Genomic DNA, 18,348 nt, shown 5'->3' on the forward strand with positions numbered 1-18,348 from the left:
CTGTGCGTCAAATGATGCAACCCGGTGTACCCTGTAAACGTGCGTGCGGGCTTTCTGCTTCTTCTTAGCTGCCGCGACGAGGCCTCGATTTAGGGCCATCCTCGTCGCGGAGCTTGTCGTCGGCCCCTCTAATTTTTTGCCGAGAGAGAAGCATAATCATGGACAACGCTCAGCAGCCCTCAGGGATGCCCATCCACAAGTACCGCCCGTACCACGAACAATTCTCCGTTTCGCTGCCTGACCGCACCTGGCCAGACAAGCACATCACGGTTGCGCCACGATGGTGCGCCGTAGACCTCCGCGATGGCAATCAGGCTCTCATCGACCCGATGAGTCCCGAGCGCAAGCGTGTGATGTTCAACCTTCTCGTCAGCATGGGTTACAAGGAGATTGAGGTCGGCTTTCCGTCTGCGAGTCAGACTGATTTCGATTTCGTCCGCCAACTCATTGAAGAAGACCTCATTCCTGACGATGTGACGATTCAGGTGCTGACTCAAGCGCGCGAGCACCTTATCGAGCGCACCTACGAGTCGATCGTCGGTGCGAAACAGGCGATTGTGCACCTTTACAACTCGACGAGTGTGCTCCAGCGTGAAGTTGTCTTCCGCTCTGATAAGCAGGGCATCATCGACATTGCCCTCGAGGGCGCTCGTCTTTGCCGCAAGTTCGAGGAGCGCATCCCCGAGACCAAGGTCTTCTACGAGTACTCGCCCGAAAGCTACACCGGCACGGAACTCGAGTACGCCGTCGATGTGTGCAATCAGGTCATTGAGGTCTTCGAGCCGAGCCCTGATCGCAAAGTCATCATCAACCTGCCGGCGACCGTCGAAATGGCAACGCCCAACCAGTACGCCGACTCCATCGAGTGGATGAGTCGCAATCTTGCTCACCGTGAGAATGTGATTCTCTCGTTGCACCCGCACAACGATCGGGGTACGGCAATCGCTGCTGCAGAACTCGGTTATATGGCGGGTGCCGATCGTATCGAGGGCTGTCTATTCGGCAATGGTGAGCGAACGGGCAACGTCGATCTTGTCGCGCTGGGCATCAACCTGCTGACCCAGGGCATCGACCCGCAGATCGACTTCAGCGATATCGATCAGGTGAAGCGAACCGCCGAGTACTGCAATCAATTGCCGGTGCACGAGCGCAGCCCGTGGGCGGGCGATCTCGTCTTCACAGCGTTCAGCGGCTCGCACCAGGACGCCATCAAGAAGGGTTTCGAGTCAATGGACGCGGCGGCGTCTGCCGCGGGTGTGTCAGTTGACGAAATCGAGTGGGCAGTTCCTTACCTGCCTATCGACCCGAAAGACCTCGGTCGCTCCTACGAAGCGGTTATTCGCGTCAACTCGCAGTCGGGCAAGGGTGGCGTTGCCTACCTGCTCAAGACGGATCACGCGATTGACCTGCCCCGCAAGCTGCAGATCGAGTTCTCGGGCGTAGTGCAAGGCAAGACTGATGCCGAGGGCGGCGAAGTCACGAGCGATCAGATCTGGTCCATCTTTCGCGACGAGTATCTTCCCGCCGACGACGCGGATCGCCGCTGGGGTCGCTTCGAGTTGGTTTCGACCCGCACGCAGAGCGACTTGTCTGGAGAAGTTGCACTCGACATCACACTTCGCGATGGCGACGCGCAACACGCAGCGTCTGGTGTCGGAAACGGGCCGGTGGCAGCGTTCCTTGAAATTCTTCGAACGCACGGCTTCGACGTCACGCTCTATGACTATGTTGAGCACACGCTGAGCGCCAGCGGCGACGCACAGGCAGCCGCCTACGTCGAACTCCAAGTCGACGGTGAACGGCTCTGGGGCGTCGGCATCGACGGCGACATCGCCACTGCGTCGCTCAAGGCAATCGTCTCGTGCGTGAACCGTGCCATCCGTACGCGCGAACAGGCAGGCGTGCTCGAAGCGGTCTGAGTTCGAAGCGGTTTGAGTGGGCGGTCACGGTTTGCTGGCCGCCCACCACGCAATTCAGGACTTGACGATCGGAATCGCCGAGGTTTCCACGGCGACTTTGCGGCGATAGAGCGCACGCTGTTCAGGCAGCGAAATATCGAAAATGACGGCGAGCAGCCTGATGACCGTTGTGACCGCGATGCCGATGATTGACGCGGTGGTCAGGTCGAGCCCGGCGGCATAGCTACCCGCAAGAACCAGCGAGCCCCCGAGCGCCGCCACGGCATAGAGCGAGCCGACATGCATGAGCGCGGTCGGCAACCCCATCATCGCGTCGCGAAGAATACTCCCGCCGACGGCGGAGCAGACGCCGACGAAGACCGCGGGAACGATCGGCAGGCCGAGCGTCAACGCCTTGCTCGTTCCGAATGCGCCAAACAGGCCGATCACGACCGCGTCGAGGCCGACGATCGCGGCGTTCAATCGGTGAAACAACCCGGCCATCAACATTCCTGCAAGGGCAGCCAGCGTTGCGGTCAACAGATACCAGTTGCTCTGCAGCGTGACCGGCGTGGTGTTCAACAGCAGATCGCGGATCAAACCACCGCCCATACCCATCACAACCCCGATGATGGCAACGCCCAGCAGATCCAAACGCCGCTCCCCGCGGAAGCCCGACGCAAATAGTGCTCCCTGAATGCCGCCGAGTCCCACGGCGATGAGGTCCGCCCACAGCGGAATGACAAAAGTCGGCTCGTTCACCGTTCCATTCTCGGTGACGCGCACCTTTTCAGTCGCCGCGGCGGCGCGGAGCGCCGCGATGTCTCTGCGCAGAGCGATAATCGATGGATGCCCACCTATCGCGATGAGATCGTCGTGCTCCGCACCCACAAACTGGGCGAGGCCGACCGCATTGTCACGATGTTGAGCAAGCGCAACGGCAAGATTCGTGCGGTGGCCAAGGGAGTCCGGCGCACCTCATCGCGGTTCGGTGCTCGTGTGGAGCCGTTCATGGTGGCTGATGTGCAGCTCTACAGGGGCCGCAGCCTCGACATCATTCAGCAGGCAGAGTCGTTGGGTTCGTACGGCGCCGAAATCGTGGTGCACTACGACCGCTATACGTCGGCGCACGCCATGGTCGAAGCGGCCGACCGCCTCAACGAAGCTGAAGCGACACCCCAGCAATACCTCCTGCTCGTGGGCGGTCTGCGGGCTCTCGCCCAGGGCGCGCATGCGCCGCGCAGCATCCTCGATTCTTACCTCTTGCGCGCGATGGCGCTATCAGGCTGGGCGCCGGGGCTGACCGAGTGTGCACGTTGCGGTGCCCCAGGGCCCCACGACACCTTCCTTGCGCAGTCGGGCGGTATGGTGTGCGACTCTTGTGCACCCACGGGCGCCGCACGGGTGCACCCTTCCACTGCCACTCTCTTGCAAGCGCTCATGGCGGGGGAGTGGGACCAGGTGGATGCTGCGGGTGCAGGAGCCTCGGCGGCAGCATCCGGCCTCATCGCGGCATACGCGCAGTGGCACCTTGAGCGCGGTATTCGCTCACTCAGTCAGATGTCGTCTCGTCGGCAGGAGAGTATTCGATGACCCCCAAGCCCTATACGCATCGCGACGCAGTTGCGTATCGTCCGATCGACTGGACGGGACTGTATCCCCCGGAGTATCCGAAGGGCGCTGTTCCCGAACATGTTGCCGTAGTGATGGACGGCAATGGTCGGTGGGCAAACAGACGCGGTCTCACCCGTGTCGAGGGACACCGCGCGGGTGAAGCCGCGTTGCTCGATGTGGTCGCCGGGGCGATACAGGCAGGCGTCAAGCATCTCTCGGTGTATGCCTTCTCGACCGAGAACTGGTCGCGCTCACCTGACGAGGTGAGATTCTTGATGGGGTTCAACCGAGAAGTCCTGCACCGCCGGCGTGATCAGCTCAACGAATGGGGTGTGAGAGTTCGCTGGTCAGGTCGAAAGCCCCGTTTGTGGGGAAGCGTCATCAAGGAGCTGCAGCACGCCGAGCGACTCACTGAGAACAATGACGTGTTGACCCTCACCATGTGCGTGAACTACGGCGGACGCGTGGAACTCGTGGATGCGATGCGCTCGATCGCCGACGATGTCTCTGCGGGCAGGCTGCGGCCATCTGCTGTGACTGAGAAGCTCATTCAGAAGCGGCTCTATCAGCCCGGCATGCCTGACGTAGATCTCTTCGTCCGCTCCAGCGGGGAACAACGCACCTCCAATTTCTTGCTATGGGAATCTGCGTACGCGGAATTTGTCTTTCTTGACACGCTCTGGCCCGACTTCTCTCGCGTCGACCTCTGGGAAGCGATCGATCGCTACCTCGGGCGGGACCGGCGTTTTGGCGGAGCAATTGACTCACCCGGTGCCTCGAAGCAAGTGCCTTCACCCGAAGATTGAGCTATTCGGAATACTGAGACCGGTTTCTGGCGTTCGACCAAGCATGACTGATTCCCTCAAAATTGATGTGTGGTCCGATATCGCGTGCCCGTGGTGCTTCATCGGCAAGCGGAACCTCGAAAGCGGAATCGCCGCGACCGCATCTGATGAGGACGCTCCGGTCGTAGAGGTGACGTACCACTCGTTCGAGCTGTCGCCCGACACTCCGGTCGATTTTGATGGCGATGAACTTGAGTTTCTCGCCACGCACAAGGGCATGGAGCGCAAACAGGTCTCTGAGATGCTCGAACGCGTGACGTCGGTCGCCGCCGAAGCGGGGCTTGAGTACAACTTCGACGTTCTCAAGCACACAAACACTGTGAAGGCCCACGAGCTCCTTCACTTCGCGAAGGCAGAGGGACGCCAGATCGAGCTTGCAGAGCGCCTGATGAGCGCCTACTTCACCGAAGGTCGCCACCTAGGTCGCGAAGACGAGTTGGTTTCGCTGGCTGGCGAAGTAGGCCTAGATACCGACAAGGCACGTGACGCCCTGCGCAGCGAACAGTTTCTCGAGGCGGTACGAACCGATCAGGCACAAGCGCAGGCATATGGCATCACCGGCGTTCCGTTCTTCGTCATCGAGGGAAAGTACGGCGTATCAGGCGCGCAGCCCGCCGACGCCTTCGCGCAGATAGTGCGCCAAGTCTGGAATGAGCGAGTCGAGACGGTCGACGCGTAACAGCAGTTCTAGCCTTTCGCAGGCAAGTTTGCTTCGATGGCTGAGATGACAGCAGGGTCGGTCGGCACCGTCTTCGGGCGAAACCGCACCACCTCACCCGAAGGTGTCACCAGGAACTTTTCGAAGTTCCACATCACGCGCCCTTTTTTACCGCTGTCGTCTCGCGACTCTTTCAGGGCTTTGTAGAGGGGGCTCGCGCCGCCGCCGTTGACCTTAACCTTGTCAGCGATGGGAAAACTGACGCCCCACGTGACGGCGCAGTAGTCGAGGATCTCTTCCATCGAGCCGGGCTCTTGGCCCAGGAACTGATTGCACGGAAAGCCGAGCACAGTGAAACCCTTGTCACCATAGGTGCGCTGCAACTCTTCGAGCTGAGCGTATTGCGGAGTCAAACCGCATTTGGATGCAACGTTCACGACGAGCACGGCTTTGTCGCCGAAGTCTGCGAGAGACGTCTCGTTGCCGTCGGCTCCAAGAAACGGAATATTGCGCGGGTCAGTCAGCGTCGCCTCAGTCATATCAAAAGGCTAAGCCCTGGAACGTGCGAACGGCCGGTTTCCTCTGGGAGAATAGTGGACGTGACTACTCTTGCCGCTCCCGCGCGCTCTTTGCGCATCGGGCCGATCGTTCTCGATGCGCCGGTCGTGCTCGCACCGATGGCGGGCATCACGAATACTGCGTTCAGGCGTCTCTGCCGTGAGTATGGCGCTGGTTTGTATGTCAGCGAGATGATCACTTCACGCGCGCTTGTAGAGCGCAACGACACCACGATGCGGCTCATTACTCACCACGAATCAGAAACCCCGCGGTCGATCCAGCTTTACGGTGTGGATCCGACGACGGTTGCGGCCGCGATACGAGTGCTCGTCGAAGAAGACCGTGCCGACCACATTGATCTGAACTTCGGCTGCCCGGTGCCCAAGGTGACCCGCAAAGGTGGCGGCGCTGCCTTGCCTTGGAAGCTTGAGCTCTTCCGCGAGATCGTCACCCGGGCCGTGAGTGCGGCCGGTGACGTTCCGCTCACCGTGAAGATGCGAAAGGGAATCGACTCCGATCACCTCACTTACCTCGAAGCTGGCCGCATCGCCGAAGGCGCCGGGGTAGCGGCGGTTGCACTGCACGCTCGCACCGCGGCGGAGTTTTACTCGGGATCGGCGGACTGGTCGGCCATCGCGAAGCTCAAAGAAGCACTCACCGATGTTCCAGTTCTCGGCAACGGTGATATCTGGTCCGCAGACGATGCTGCGCGAATGATGGCCGAAACGGGATGCGATGGCGTGGTTGTCGGTCGAGGCTGTCTCGGTCGACCGTGGCTGTTCGGCGACCTCGCTCGCGCTCTCGGCGGTCCGGATGCCGCAGCAGGCCCGCCCGTCGATGCCACGCTCAAGTTCGTGGCTCAGGCCTTTCGCCGACACGCTGAGCTCCTCGTCGACTTCTTCGACGACGAAGGCCGCGGCTGTCGCGACATCCGCAAGCACGTTGCGTGGTATTTCAAGGGCTATCCCGTCGGCGGGGAGCTTCGCGCACGCTTCGCGACGGTATCGACGCTTGCCGAAGTTGATGAGCTGATCGAAGAACTTGATCTGGATGCCCCCTATCCCGGCGCTGCAGCCGAAGGGCAGCGAGGGCGAGCTGGCACGCCCAAACGCCCCGCATTGCCCGAAGGTTGGCTTGACTCGCGCGCGCTCGGTGCTGAGGCGACGAGCACGCTTGCTGAAGCGGAGCTGGACAACAGTGGTGGTTGATCCGTCGATTGCGGCTGGCACAGCGTCACAGCGTCCCGCCGGGTACGACGATCACGACGCCGCTCGCTTTTTCAGCGAGCACCATCGCTCGAAGCGAGACGACTTCGCTCGGGATCGCGCGCGGGTGCTGCACTCAGCCGCTCTTCGCCGCCTGGCGGCCAAGACACAGGTGCTGAGTCCCGCTAGTCCCGCTGATTTCGCACGCAACAGGCTGACTCACTCACTCGAAGTGGCGCAGGTAGGGCGAGAATTGGCCACCTCGTTGAACCTGGCTGCCGACGTTGTCGACACTGCGTGTCTGAATCACGACCTCGGCCACCCTCCGTTCGGCCACAACGGCGAGCGAGCGCTCAACGACTGGGCCGCTGATATCGGCGGGTTCGAGGGCAACGCTCAAACTCTGCGCATCGTCGTGCGTCTCGAGCCGAAGGTGTTCGATGACGCTGGCCGTACCCACGGCCTCAACCTGACCCGCGCGAGCCTTGATGCCACATGCAAGTATCCGTGGACGCTGGACAACCCGATACCTGATCCGGGCGGTCGGCTTAAGTTCGGTGTCTATCCCGACGACGAGGATGTTTTTCACTGGATGCGCGAGGGCGCCCCCGGCCGAGTGCGTTGTATCGAGGCCGAAGTGATGGATCTGTCGGACGACATTGCTTACTCTGTCCATGACTTTGAGGACGCGATTGTCAATGGCTACCTCGATCCGGCCACGCTGACCAACACCGCTGACCATGATTCGTTGCTCACCGCCATTCAGACCTGGGTCGGGTACGACTTTGCTCGCGATGAGCTGAACGATGCCTTGTTCAGGCTCACCAGCATGCCTGTGTGGATTGATTCGTTTGACGGCACCCGAGCGTCGCTCTCGCAGCTCAAGAACCTCACCTCGGATCTCATCGGCCGCTTCGCACGCGCCTCGACGACCGCAACCCGCGAGGCCTACGCCTCTGATGTGCTGACGCGCTATCAGGCACACGTAGTGGTGCCGCGCGTCATTGAAGCCGAGATGGCGGTTCTGAAAGGAATCATCGGCGCGTTCGTTGTGTCAATCGAAGGCCGCAAGGAGCTCTACAAAGAGCAGCGGCGCATGCTCAAACGACTGGCCACGGCGCTATGGGAATCGCCGGGTGAACTCGACACCCTCCACACCGAAGATTTCGAGCACGCTGCCAATGATGCCGCGCGGCGCCGCGTGATCATCGATCAGGTAGCCAGTCTCACCGATCAGGTGGCCATCGCATGGCACACCACGTTGGTAGGCGAAATCGACCCCGCGGCCGTCGGTATCTGGTCGCCCATCGCGCGACCGCACGTGGGTTCCTGATGGCAGGACGCATCAGTCAGAGCGACGTCGACGAAGTCAAAGCCCGGACCGATATCTCCGAGATCATCGGCGAGCGTGTCGCCTTGAAGTCGGCGGGCGTGGGCGCCATGAAGGGGCTGTGCCCATTTCACGACGAGCGTAGCCCGAGCTTCAACGTTCGACCCCAAGCGGGCTTCTACCACTGCTTCGGCTGTGGCGAATCGGGCGACGTCTACTCGTTCCTGCGCAAGATGGACCACCTGTCTTTTACTGAGGCTGTGGAGCGACTCGCGGGGCGAGTCGGGCTCACTCTGCACTACGAAGACGGGGGAGCGGCCCCGGAACAGTCCGGACGCGCGCGCCTGTACGCCGCGAACGCCGCCGCAGCTGAGTTCTTTAGAGCGCAGCTCTCCAGCCCCGATGCCGACACGGGGCGCCGCTTTCTCGGTGAGCGCGGGTTCGATGCGGGTGCCGCTGCACACTTTGGCGTTGGGTACGCCCCACAAGGATGGTCGTCACTGCACCAGGCGATGCGCGCCAAGGGTTTCTCAGACGAAGAGCTCACCAACGCTGGCCTGGTCTCTCAGGGGCAACGTGGCGTATACGACCGGTTTCGCGGACGCCTCGTCTGGCCGATTCGCGACGTGACCGGCCAGGTCATCGGATTCGGTGCACGCCGCCTTTTCGATGACGACAAAGGCCCCAAGTATCTGAACACTCCTGAGACGACGATCTATCACAAGGCGCAGGTGCTCTACGGTCTGGATCTCGCCAAGCGTGACATCTCGCGCCAGCATCGAGTCGTTGTTGTCGAGGGGTACACCGACGTCATGGCTTGCCATCTCGCTGGTATCACCACGGCGGTGGCAACGTGCGGCACCGCCTTCGGTTCAGATCACATCAGCGTGCTGCGCAGAGTAATGGGCGATGACTCTACAGCGGGCGAAGTCGTCTTTACTTTCGACCCGGACGCGGCTGGCCAGAAGGCAGCCTTGCGGGCTTTCGCTGACGCCAAGCGCTTTAATGCGCAGACCTATGTGGCGACCGGCCCTGAGGGTCTGGACCCGTGCGATTTGCGCCTGCAGCGCGGCGATGCCGCTGTGCGCAGCGTGATAGAAACGAAAATCCCCATGGTTGAGTTCGTGATCGATCAGCGCATTGCTGGCTTTGATCTCGCGAGTGTCGAGGGGCGAGTCGGAGCATTGCGCTCTGCGGCACCCGTTGTCGCCGAATTGCGCGATCAGCTCCTGCAGCCAGAGTACGTGCGCGTGCTGGCCCGACGATTGGGCCTCGACACCGAAGATGTGCGCAGAGAAGTCGAACGCGCATCGCGCGCAGGTCGTGACAGCAGCGCGGAGCGCAATACGCGCAGAACTGCCTCAGCGGACGCTTCGTCATCTGACGGTGCCGAACCCGTCGCGCGCATCACGCTCGCATCATTGCCGCGCACCTCAGACGTGGCTCTCGAGCGAGACGCTCTCATGGGTTTTCTGCAGTTTGGGCATCGCATGGATGCCGAACTCCTGGCTCGCGCGGTGGCGATTGACTTCGCACACCCAGCTTTGGATGCCGTGCGAAAGGCTATCGCGGCAGCAGACGATCTAGACAGGCCTGGATGGGCTGCCGACGCAGTGGGCACTGTGCGCGAGCCGTATCGTTCTGTCGGTGGTGAACTGTTGGCAGCCGACTTTCCGGCGCTCACCGATGCCGCCGCAGTTGCGTCCACCATTGCACTCGCGCGACGGCTCGTGCTTCGCTCCATCGATCGGCACAAGAGCGAACTACTCGGCGCAATTCAGCGAGTCGCACCTTCTTCTGAGGAGGGTCGAGCAATTCGCATGCAGCTGCGGGAGCTCGACGCTGAGCGTCAGCGGCTGCACAACGACGCCTAGTCCCGCTGGCAATCGCTTCCGAGCCAAGGCAGGATGAGTGGATGGGCAGACCTAAAGACCCCGAGGTAGCGATTCGCTGCATGGACCTCTCCATTTCACGCGCCGGCCGCCTCGGAGGCTCCCAACGCGTGATAGACGGTGTCTCGTTCGTGTTGCCGCACGGCCAGGCTATTGCGGTGATGGGACCCACCGGCTCGGGCAAGTCGTCACTCGCCCGTGTGCTGTCTGGAACACGAGAAGAAGCGCTCTCGGTCGCCGGCGGTGACGCGGAGGTCGAGGGAATTTCGGTGCGCCGACCTGGCCGCTCTCACCGCGTTCTCACCTACCTCACCGGCTATCTGCAGCAATCCGCTGGCGCCCGCCTTCCCGCGCGTCAAACCGTGTCGGAGGTGATCAGCGATCCGATCACGAGTCGCGATCGGAACGTCAACTCGCGTGCGTTGGCCGTGCGGGTCGCGACGCTGCTCGATGAGTTGCTCTTGCCCCTCGGCTGTGCCACCAAGTATCCATACGAGCTGAGCGCGGGAATGCGCCAGCGCGTTGCGTTTGCCCGTGCTCTGGTGTTGCAGCCACGCGTTTTCATCGCAGACAACCCTTTCGCGAACATGGATATCGAGGTGCGCAAGACCGCAATAGATGCGATCGCCCAGCGGCAGCACGATTACGGCATGTCATCGGTCATCGTGACAAATGACGTCGACGTGTTGCGCCAGCTGGAGACGAACGTGATGGTGTTGCGCGCGGGCCACACCATTGGCTTCGGCCCCGGAGTGGATCATGTGGAGTGGACTCCGGGTGAAGAGTCCGAACGGAAACTTTTGGTGCCTTGATGTCACGAGCACCCTCAGAGCTTTGCTAGGATAGTTGGGTTGCCACCGCGCAAGCAAGGCATAATCCTCCATAGCTCAATTGGCAGAGCAATCGGCTGTTAACCGGTAGGTTCTTGGTTCGAGTCCAAGTGGGGGAGCGAGAAGTCCACGTCATCTGCGTGGGCCCTCACCTAAGACCCGGGCTTCCACCCCGGGTCTTTCTCGTTCGCCCACGGGTTTCGGTGGACCGCTCGTATTTCGGACAAGGAATCGCGAAGCGATCACGCAGAGCGCACAGAGATGCCGCGAAGGGCACAGAGATGCCGCGGCGCGCTATCGCTCTAAGCGTCGAGGTCGTCGATGCCGGGTGTCCACGCCGCGCCGGGCTTGGCCCATCCTCGCTTTCGCGCGATCTTCTGCACGGTTTTCCAGTCGGAATCATCGAGTCGATCGATGTACAGAATGCCGTCGAGGTGGTCGAACTCGTGCTGCATGATCCGCGCACGCCACCCATCCACCTCGATGCGAATCGATTCGCCTTCGAGATCGGCGCCGGTGACGATCACAGACTCGGAACGACGAAGCGCGAAACGCTCGCCCGGAAAAGACAAGCATCCCTCTGACTCCTCGTCAGGATCAGGATGCCCGGGCTCAAGTGGCTTCATCCACAACTCGGGGTTGACGATGACCCCGCGCCATGGATTGCCGTCATCGTCTTCATAGTTATACGTGTAGATGCGCAGTCCTGCACCTACCTGCGGTGCTGCCAGGCCGACGCCGGGTGCAGCATCCATCGTCTCGAACATGTCAGCCACGAGACTTCTCACCTCGTCGGTGATCGCTTCTACGCGCGACGCAGGTGCATGAAGTACGGGATCGCCCATGATGCGAATCGGAAGAACTGCCACGCCTTAAGCCTACCGAGCAACGGCAACGGCTAGTGTCGTCATGTGATGTGGGCAGCAGAAGGGTTCGACAGCGTGGGTGACCAACTCGTCGGTGTCTTCGCGAGTCCGGATTTGCTCATCGGAATTCCGTTGGCGTTGCTGGGTGCTGTCTTCATGTCGTTCGGTGCGCAGTACCAACACCGTGGGGTCACAAAAGTCGAGCAGATGAGCGGTTCCGCCGCGGCGCAGGGATTGAGCGGTGCCCAAATGGCGCGCCTGCTCACACGCCCTTCCTGGGTGATCGGCTCGCTGATGCTCGGTCTTGCGATAGTGTGCCAGCTCGCTGCGCTGTCATATGCGCCGCTGATTGTGGTTCAGCCCCTCGGGGCGATCGCACTCGTCATCACGACTCTGCTCAACGCGCGCATCAGCGGTCACAAGCCCACAGGTCGCTCGCTCACTGCAATCGCGGCATGCGTGGGCGGCATCTTCGTCTTCGTTACCCTCGCAGCGCTTTTCGCCACAGAGAGCCCTGTCACAGACCGCCAGCTCATCACGATTCTGCTCCTGCTCGCAGCGGTCACGATCGTTTTCGCGATCCTCTGGGTCTGGTTGCGTTCGCGCATGGGCGCGCTGTTCTACATCGTCGCCGCTGGCGTGATCTACGGCTTCGTCGCGACGTTGGCCAAAGTCGTCATCAGCAGGATCCAGACCGGCGACTTCGAGTGGCTGACTTTCGTGTGTTTGGCTTCACTGATAGTCGGTGCGATCCTGGGCGCCTACTTTGTGCAAACGGCATATTCATCCGGCCCGCCAGATCTCGTGATCGCGGGGCTTACCGTCGTTGATCCGATCGTGGCGATTCTGATTGGGATTTTTGTGCTCGGCGAAGCAGACGGTGCGCCAGTGTGGGTACACATCGCATTCGCCGTCGTGGGTGCTGTCGCGGTGTGGGGCGTGTTCCAGTTGGCGCGATACCACCCGCAGGTGGTCAGTGCGAGCGCGGAACTCCCTATCGAACGCGGGTCTGAGCCCTTCTCTGATTCAGGGCAGCCCAAGACTGGTTCGATTCGCGTCACTGAGGCGGTAGCGAAGGTCTGGCCCGACCCGCCGATAAAGGACAAAGGCGACGGTACGTCCTCGCATTGAGCAGGGCCATACTCCCGTTAGGCTGGAGATGTACGGGGCGGTGGCCAAGCTGGTCAAGGCAGCGGGCTCATAACCCGACGATCGTGGGTTCAAGTCCCACCCGCCCTACCGATGAAGGAGCCGTCCTGTGGGCGGCTCCTTCTGCATTTCGCTAGCGCATCGCATCGCCGATGTAGGAGTACTTGAGGAAGACCTCCGCGGCGATGCCGGCTTCGTCTAGCACGCCCTGCACGGCCGTCAACATATAGCTCGAATCCCACCCCATGTAGAGGTGGTGGCTATCGTCGAGTTGGTCCCACTGGCCGTTCCATGACCGGGCTTCGTACACCGGACCGCCGCGGCGAGCGTTGTACGAGATCACGGCGTCACGCGAATCAGCCCAGAGCCGTTTGAACACGCGATTGAAGAGGTACTTGATGTCTGGAACTTCCCAGTGCTCGCCTCGATACTCCACGTAGGCGAACTCTCGTTCCCATCCCGCAGGCCAGCCGCGGCGACGAACGGCGTCGAGGATCGGAGTGAGTCCGTCGTCGTCAATCGCCAGCTCACCAGGACGCCTCCAGACTTCGATGAAACGCTCGACGAGCGCGGTTGAGCGCGCGGCGATCGCTGTCGTGTTCCAGGCAGGAACAGCGTCAAGTGCAGCCGTCAAGGTCACGGTGCTGCGCGCATAGAGGCGGCGCTTTGCCGCGTACGACTTGTCGAGCGCGCTGAGCGCAAGCTCATCTTCGAGCAAGGTGAGGTTGCCGATGGTGTCGGCGAGAGCGCGGTGGCTATTCTGCTCATCGTCGGAGAGTTCCGCCCAAGTACGTACTCCATCGCCGCTCCACGAATCGGCTGGAGCAGCGGGAACGATGTGTTCGATGCCCAGGCCGTTGGTGGTGTGGAGATCAGCGAGGCGACCGAGCACGTACGCAGGGTAGGGCAGAGGTGAGTACTTCAGCGCGACGCGCACCCGCGCATCCGACGGTGTGACGCGTTCGAACGCCCGCTCTAGCGCCTGTGCGCCGCTGTCTCGTGCTCGACAGAGTCGGGCAACAAGTCGATCATTGCTCAACCCGACAACCGCACGTCGCAGCGCCAACGACTGCACATTCTCAATTCGCGAGATGAAGCTCTCGCGCGCAAGCGCTCCATCGAGCAAGTCCGCGTAGTCACGCATGATCAACGGGTACATGCTTGAGCCAAAAGTCTTGGCAAAGTGGAGTTGCCGAGAAAGCTCCGAATCGGGAGCCTCTTCGGGATTCATCAGTGTGCGATACACCTCAGAGTATGACCGCCACTCATGCGCATACGCGCGCAGCTGGGCAGCTTCGATGCGCGGGAACACCTGACGGAACGTGTCGTAGACACCGCGCCCACCCGCAACCGAGACCTCGCGCCCAGTGACCATCACCAGATACTGTCGCCAGAATGCGGCGATCGAGTCTCCGGTGTTGCGCTCGATCGGAATCCAGTACTGTTCTTCGATCTGTCGCTGCTCGGTATGAGACAAGCCCATCAGTATGTAGTTGTGAATCAGTTCGTGGTCTCGCAGCGGCTCGCCCGTGGAGTTGAGACTCTCGAAGATCTGCTGAGCGTTGGCACCGACACCCAGAGTGATGGCGACATGTTCGAGCTTCTGCAGGCCCCGCCAAATTCGAGGCGCCTCCTCGACGCTTATCTGGCTGCGAAAGAACGCGTAGTTGTCATCGAATCGCGACTCGCGGTGCGCACCTTGCGCGGGCGTCCGATCGAGCACGACGTCTTCGAACACTTCGGCCCAGGCACTATGCGGACGCAGTTTCGTTCGCCGGCCGTCTGCGGGGGAGACCAATACCTGCAACAGTTCGTCAGCCAGTTCAGGATCGGTGGGACGCACGGTGTGGTGAAGCGCCGAGATCAACAACATCAGGGTGGTGAGTCGCTGCTGCCCGTCGATCAATACCAGTTCCGCACCGGCGCCTGATCCCGCGTCGCCGCTGAGGCTCGAAAGTATGGAACCGATGAAGTGCATGTGGCTGGCGGGGGAATCCGCTGCGGCGCGCACGTCAACGAGAAGGCGCTCACAACTGCCGATATCCCAGCGGTACTGCCGCTGATAGACCGGAACGACAATGCTCCAATGCCCCGTCGCCAACCAGGTGATCGTGTTGGTTGCGGTTGCGTCAATGTTTGTCGCGTTGAGCATCGTGTGTCTTTGTCCCTCCTGGCGCTGCTGAATCCCCAGCAGGGAGACCTCATCCGTCGATCGAGTCTACGGTGTGTCCTGCCCTACAACCGCTATTGCGCGAGCGGTACGCTTGCCTAAGTAGGGCCTGTAAAAACGTGCTGGCCCGCTACGAAAGGCATGATTCACTCATGGGTTATATCAAGTCTGCCGCTCTCGAAGAGACCGGCTTTGTAGTGCTCGATTCCTACAACCAGGAACTCGATCCGAAGGAATGGCTCGACGTCGAATACAACGACTGGAAATCGTCGGGCGACACGCGGTTCGCTCCACTTGCGAGCGCGTTCGGCGACATCGAGTGCAATGGTTTTTGGAACCACAAGCCGCCGCGTACCGACAAAGACGGTGTCTGGATCGATTCGCAGGTTGAAAAGGCCCCGAACCTGGCCCGCCGCGCACAGGAACCCGGAGCGAATGTGGGGCGTTGCCGCATCATCGAGCTGCAGCCGACTCCTTACGGCGAATGCCTCTACAACCTTCACCAAGACGACAACAATCGCCTGAACCCGGACGGCACCGGCTGGGTCGTGCGAGGTTTCTTCAATCTGACCGACGACAAGGACAGCTACTTCGTCCTTCGCGAGAACCGCACCGATCCCAGCCTGGAATACCGCATTGCGCTGCCCGCTGGTGCCCAGTTGATCGTCGATACCCAGCGTCTCTGGCACGCCGCGACTCACAACGGCGATGAGCCGCGTTACTGCCTGATCACCTCGTGGACCTCTGGCCCCGAACTTGACGCATACATCGCGAAGTACAACGGCAAGGCGCACACCGACCAGGTCGAGATCTCTCCCGAGGTCTTCGAGGCCGGCCAGGTTGAACAGGCCAGGCGGGATGCTGCTCGCGCCGCGTACTATGCGGCCAAAGGACAGGTGGAAGTGCAGGCGATGAGCGAAGCCTGATCGCCACTGCCAACAGAGTGCGGGGTCCCGATTCTCGGGGCCCCGCACTTTGTTTTGCCGCGTTTGCGGCGTTTCCGAATAACACTGTTGTTATTTGGCTGGTTACTGGGCGATAATGGCGGCAGAACTTAACAGCAGTCACCGCATCAATTCGGCAGGTCGTAGGGGAAGACGCACCTGATGAAACGGAGAGATGATGATGACGACACCACAGGCGCGTGGAGTGATCTTTGTTCACTCTGCGCCCAGAGCACTTTGCCCGCACCTTGAGTGGGCTGTTGGTCGCGCCCTCGGGCGCGCGGTCAATTTCGACTGGGCTGAACAGCCGGTCTTGGCGGGGAGTCGTCGTGCTGAGTTCTACTGGGAGGGCGTCGCTGGCACTGGTGCAGCTCTGGCGACCGCAATTCGTGGGTGGGAGCATCTGCGCTTCGAAGTCACCGAAGACCCCACACCACGCAGCGATGGCGGGCGATGGCTGCATACGCCCGGGCTCGGCATCCACTATTCCCAGACCGACTCCGCTGGCAACGTCGTGATCGGTGAGGACCGCATCCGCTACGCGATCGAACTTGCGGCAGGCGATGCTTTCGAACTGCAACGCGAACTTGACGTCGCCCTCGGAGCTGCGTGGGACGAAGAACTCGAACCTTTCCGTCACGCGAGTGACGAAGCATCCGTGGTCTGGCTTCACAAAGTGGGCTAGCCCTTCGTAGCCTCAGGCGATAAGGCGCTATTACCGACACTCGGAAGACTCAGGTCCTGGGGAACGGAAACACGAATCGTCGCCTGACACGACAAACGCCCTGTACTCCTCGCAAGGAGCGCAGGGCGTTCGTCCGTCAAAGGCTGCTTCCTAGACGGAAGCGAAAGCGGCTACCGCGTTGTGGCCACCGAATCCAAAGGAGTTGCTGATCACGAGCTGGTCGCCCGACGGGAGCGGAGACACCGTGCCGGAAACCCTCAACGGAATCTCTGGGTCCTGAGTTGAGATATTGATCGTCGGGGGCGCGATCCCGTCTCGAATCGCAAGAATAGCGAACACCGCTTCCAACGCGCCTGTGCCACCCAACAGGTGGCCCGTGGAGGCCTTGGTGGCAGACACCGGAATCTCGTGTACCCGGTCTCCGAAAACGCTGCGCAGCGCCCGATACTCGGCGATGTCGCCGGTTGGCGTTGATGTGGCGTGCGCATTGATGTGCGTCACATCATCGGGTGAAGCGTCAGCCTCTTCGAGCGCGAGCCGCACAGCGCGGGATGCGCCCAGCCCTTCAGGCTCGGGAGCCGTGATGTGGTATGAATCAGCGGTGATCCCGCCGCCGACGACGGCGGCGTAGATCTTGGCGCCGCGCGCGCGAGCGTCATCTTCACGTTCAAGCACGACCGCGGCTGCACCTTCGCCCATGACAAAGCCATCGCGATCGATGCTGTACGGGCGCGAAGCGGTCGCTGGGTCGTCATTGCGCTTTGACAGCGCCTGCATCGACGAGAACGCGGCCATCGTCAACGGGTGAATGGCTGACTCCGCGCCACCCGCGATGACGACATCGGCAAGTCCGAGACGGAGATGCTCAACGGCGTTCACAATCGACTCCGTGCTGGAGGCGCATGCCGAAGCTACCGTGCGGGCATACGCCCGGGCGTTCAGATGCATCGATACAGCCGCAGCCGCAGCATTTGGCATCAGCATCGGCACCGTCATCGGCATGACGCGCCGCGGCCCCTTCTCTCGAAGCGTGTCCCATGCGTCGAGCAAAGTCCAGAGTCCACCAATACCGGTCGCGAAGTCGACGCCCAGCCGTTCGGGCTCTACTTCGGGGCTTCCGGCGTCGGCCCATGCTTCACGCGCGGCTACCAGAGCGAACTGTGCAGACGGATCGAGCCGTTTCGCCTCCGGACGTTCGAGAACGCTGTCGGGGCGAACTGCTGCCTGCGCGGCAAAGGTGACGGGAAGATCATTCTGGGCTACCCAGTCGAATTCGAGGCTGCTGACACCGGAAGCGCCGTCTAGCAGTGCGGCCCAACTGTCACTAGCTGTACCGCCGATCGGCGTTGAAGCTCCGATGCCGGTAACAACGATGCGAGACATGGTCATGAGATGCAGATTCTCCGTGATCGTTTGCCGGTGGGGGCATCCGCCCCCACCGGGATGGCGCTACGCCTGGTTCGACGTAATGAAGGTGACAGCGTCGCCCACGGTCTTGAGGTTCTTGACCTCGTCGTCCGGAATCGTGACGCCGAACTTCTCTTCTGCGTTGACGACGATTGTCATCATCGAGATCGAGTCGATGTCGAGGTCTTCGGTGAAGGACTTCTCGAGCGCAACCTCGTCGGCCGAGATTCCTGTCTCGTCCGTGACGAGCTCGGCGAGCCCTGCGAGAACTTCTTCTGTGCTGAATGCCATGATCTC

At 61.4% G+C, this 18,348-nt stretch carries 17 protein-coding genes and 2 tRNA genes; 13 read left to right on the forward strand and 6 right to left on the reverse strand.

From position 1 onward, the window contains the following. Window positions 1-158 precede the first annotated feature (158 nt). Window positions 159-1,919 carry a 2-isopropylmalate synthase gene (gene leuA / locus SJY18_RS02450; RefSeq protein WP_396668280.1) on the forward strand — a complete coding sequence of 587 codons (1,761 nt, stop codon included), beginning with the start codon at window positions 159-161 and terminating at the stop codon, window positions 1,917-1,919. A gap of 54 nt (window positions 1,920-1,973) precedes the next feature. Here leuA and SJY18_RS02455 read toward each other — a convergent pair whose 3' ends face one another. Next, window positions 1,974-2,660 (reverse strand): TRIC cation channel family protein, encoded by a 687-nt coding sequence (locus tag SJY18_RS02455; protein ID WP_337337994.1) that lies wholly within the window; start codon window positions 2,658-2,660, stop codon window positions 1,974-1,976. An 87-nt stretch (window positions 2,661-2,747) separates the two neighbouring features. Between SJY18_RS02455 and recO the strand changes: the two genes are divergently transcribed. From recO to SJY18_RS02470, 3 genes are read left to right on the forward strand one after another with little or no spacing between them, the layout of a single operon-like run. After that, window positions 2,748-3,491, forward strand: coding sequence for a DNA repair protein RecO (recO, locus tag SJY18_RS02460; protein WP_396668281.1), 744 nt, complete (start codon window positions 2,748-2,750; stop codon window positions 3,489-3,491). Next, window positions 3,488-4,318, forward strand: coding sequence for an isoprenyl transferase (locus SJY18_RS02465; RefSeq protein ID WP_337337992.1), 831 nt, complete (start codon window positions 3,488-3,490; stop codon window positions 4,316-4,318). Before recO ends, SJY18_RS02465 begins: the two co-directional genes overlap by 4 nt. Window positions 4,319-4,361: 43 nt before the next feature. Continuing rightward, complete coding sequence (locus SJY18_RS02470; protein ID WP_337337991.1) at window positions 4,362-5,036, forward strand: DsbA family oxidoreductase; 675 nt, start codon at window positions 4,362-4,364, stop codon at window positions 5,034-5,036. A gap of 8 nt (window positions 5,037-5,044) precedes the next feature. Here SJY18_RS02470 and SJY18_RS02475 read toward each other — a convergent pair whose 3' ends face one another. Next, the gene (locus SJY18_RS02475; protein ID WP_396668282.1) at window positions 5,045-5,554 is read right to left on the reverse strand and encodes a glutathione peroxidase; all 510 of its coding nucleotides are present in this window, start codon (window positions 5,552-5,554) and stop codon (window positions 5,045-5,047) included. Window positions 5,555-5,614: 60 nt separating this feature from the next. On the opposite strand from SJY18_RS02475, the gene dusB reads away from it, so the two are divergent. The 5 genes from dusB (at window position 5,615) to SJY18_RS02500 (ending at window position 10,949) form a co-directional block, all read left to right on the forward strand. Next, the gene (gene dusB / locus SJY18_RS02480; RefSeq protein ID WP_337337989.1) at window positions 5,615-6,781 is read left to right on the forward strand and encodes a tRNA dihydrouridine synthase DusB; all 1,167 of its coding nucleotides are present in this window, start codon (window positions 5,615-5,617) and stop codon (window positions 6,779-6,781) included. Beyond that, entirely contained in the window at window positions 6,771-8,111 is a 1,341-nt protein-coding gene (locus SJY18_RS02485) for a deoxyguanosinetriphosphate triphosphohydrolase (protein ID WP_396668870.1), read from the forward strand. The genes dusB and SJY18_RS02485 overlap by 11 nt, the downstream gene beginning before the upstream one ends. Then, a complete protein-coding gene (gene dnaG, locus SJY18_RS02490) occupies window positions 8,111-9,982 on the forward strand; it encodes a DNA primase (protein ID WP_396668283.1) in 1,872 nt (623 codons plus the stop codon). The genes SJY18_RS02485 and dnaG overlap by 1 nt, the downstream gene beginning before the upstream one ends. A gap of 41 nt (window positions 9,983-10,023) precedes the next feature. Then, window positions 10,024-10,812 carry an ATP-binding cassette domain-containing protein gene (locus SJY18_RS02495; protein ID WP_396668284.1) on the forward strand — a complete coding sequence of 263 codons (789 nt, stop codon included), beginning with the start codon at window positions 10,024-10,026 and terminating at the stop codon, window positions 10,810-10,812. Window positions 10,813-10,876: 64 nt separating this feature from the next. After that, a tRNA-Asn gene (locus tag SJY18_RS02500) sits at window positions 10,877-10,949 on the forward strand. A 183-nt stretch (window positions 10,950-11,132) separates the two neighbouring features. On the opposite strand, the gene def is transcribed toward SJY18_RS02500, so the two are convergent. Beyond that, a complete protein-coding gene (gene def, locus SJY18_RS02505) occupies window positions 11,133-11,699 on the reverse strand; it encodes a peptide deformylase (RefSeq protein ID WP_396668285.1) in 567 nt (188 codons plus the stop codon). 45 nt (window positions 11,700-11,744) lie between these two features. Between def and SJY18_RS02510 the strand changes: the two genes are divergently transcribed. Both SJY18_RS02510 and SJY18_RS02515 read left to right on the forward strand, forming a co-directional pair. Further along, on the forward strand, window positions 11,745-12,827 hold the full coding sequence (locus SJY18_RS02510) for a DMT family transporter (RefSeq protein ID WP_337338414.1): 1,083 nt from the start codon (window positions 11,745-11,747) through the stop codon (window positions 12,825-12,827). A 34-nt stretch (window positions 12,828-12,861) separates the two neighbouring features. After that, window positions 12,862-12,935: transfer RNA gene (locus SJY18_RS02515), tRNA-Ile, on the forward strand. 43 nt (window positions 12,936-12,978) lie between these two features. Here the strand turns inward: SJY18_RS02515 and SJY18_RS02520 are convergent. Then, a complete protein-coding gene (locus SJY18_RS02520) occupies window positions 12,979-14,997 on the reverse strand; it encodes a DUF262 domain-containing protein (RefSeq protein WP_396668286.1) in 2,019 nt (672 codons plus the stop codon). Window positions 14,998-15,167: 170 nt separating this feature from the next. On the opposite strand from SJY18_RS02520, the gene SJY18_RS02525 reads away from it, so the two are divergent. Continuing rightward, window positions 15,168-15,941 (forward strand): hypothetical protein, encoded by a 774-nt coding sequence (locus SJY18_RS02525; protein ID WP_337338413.1) that lies wholly within the window; start codon window positions 15,168-15,170, stop codon window positions 15,939-15,941. A 199-nt stretch (window positions 15,942-16,140) separates the two neighbouring features. Next, a complete protein-coding gene (locus SJY18_RS02530; protein WP_337337983.1) occupies window positions 16,141-16,644 on the forward strand; it encodes a DUF3145 domain-containing protein in 504 nt (167 codons plus the stop codon). Window positions 16,645-16,794: 150 nt separating this feature from the next. Here the strand turns inward: SJY18_RS02530 and SJY18_RS02535 are convergent, their stop codons facing one another. Then, window positions 16,795-18,033 carry a beta-ketoacyl-[acyl-carrier-protein] synthase family protein gene (locus SJY18_RS02535; protein ID WP_396668287.1) on the reverse strand — a complete coding sequence of 413 codons (1,239 nt, stop codon included), beginning with the start codon at window positions 18,031-18,033 and terminating at the stop codon, window positions 16,795-16,797. A gap of 60 nt (window positions 18,034-18,093) precedes the next feature. Further along, the gene (locus SJY18_RS02540) at window positions 18,094-18,342 is read right to left on the reverse strand and encodes an acyl carrier protein (RefSeq protein ID WP_337337981.1); all 249 of its coding nucleotides are present in this window, start codon (window positions 18,340-18,342) and stop codon (window positions 18,094-18,096) included. Window positions 18,343-18,348: the final 6 nt, after the last annotated feature.

This window comes from Microbacterium sp. R86528, from assembly GCF_044596335.1.
In the GTDB taxonomy this organism is placed as follows: Bacteria; Actinomycetota; Actinomycetes; order Actinomycetales; family Microbacteriaceae; genus Microbacterium; species Microbacterium marmarense.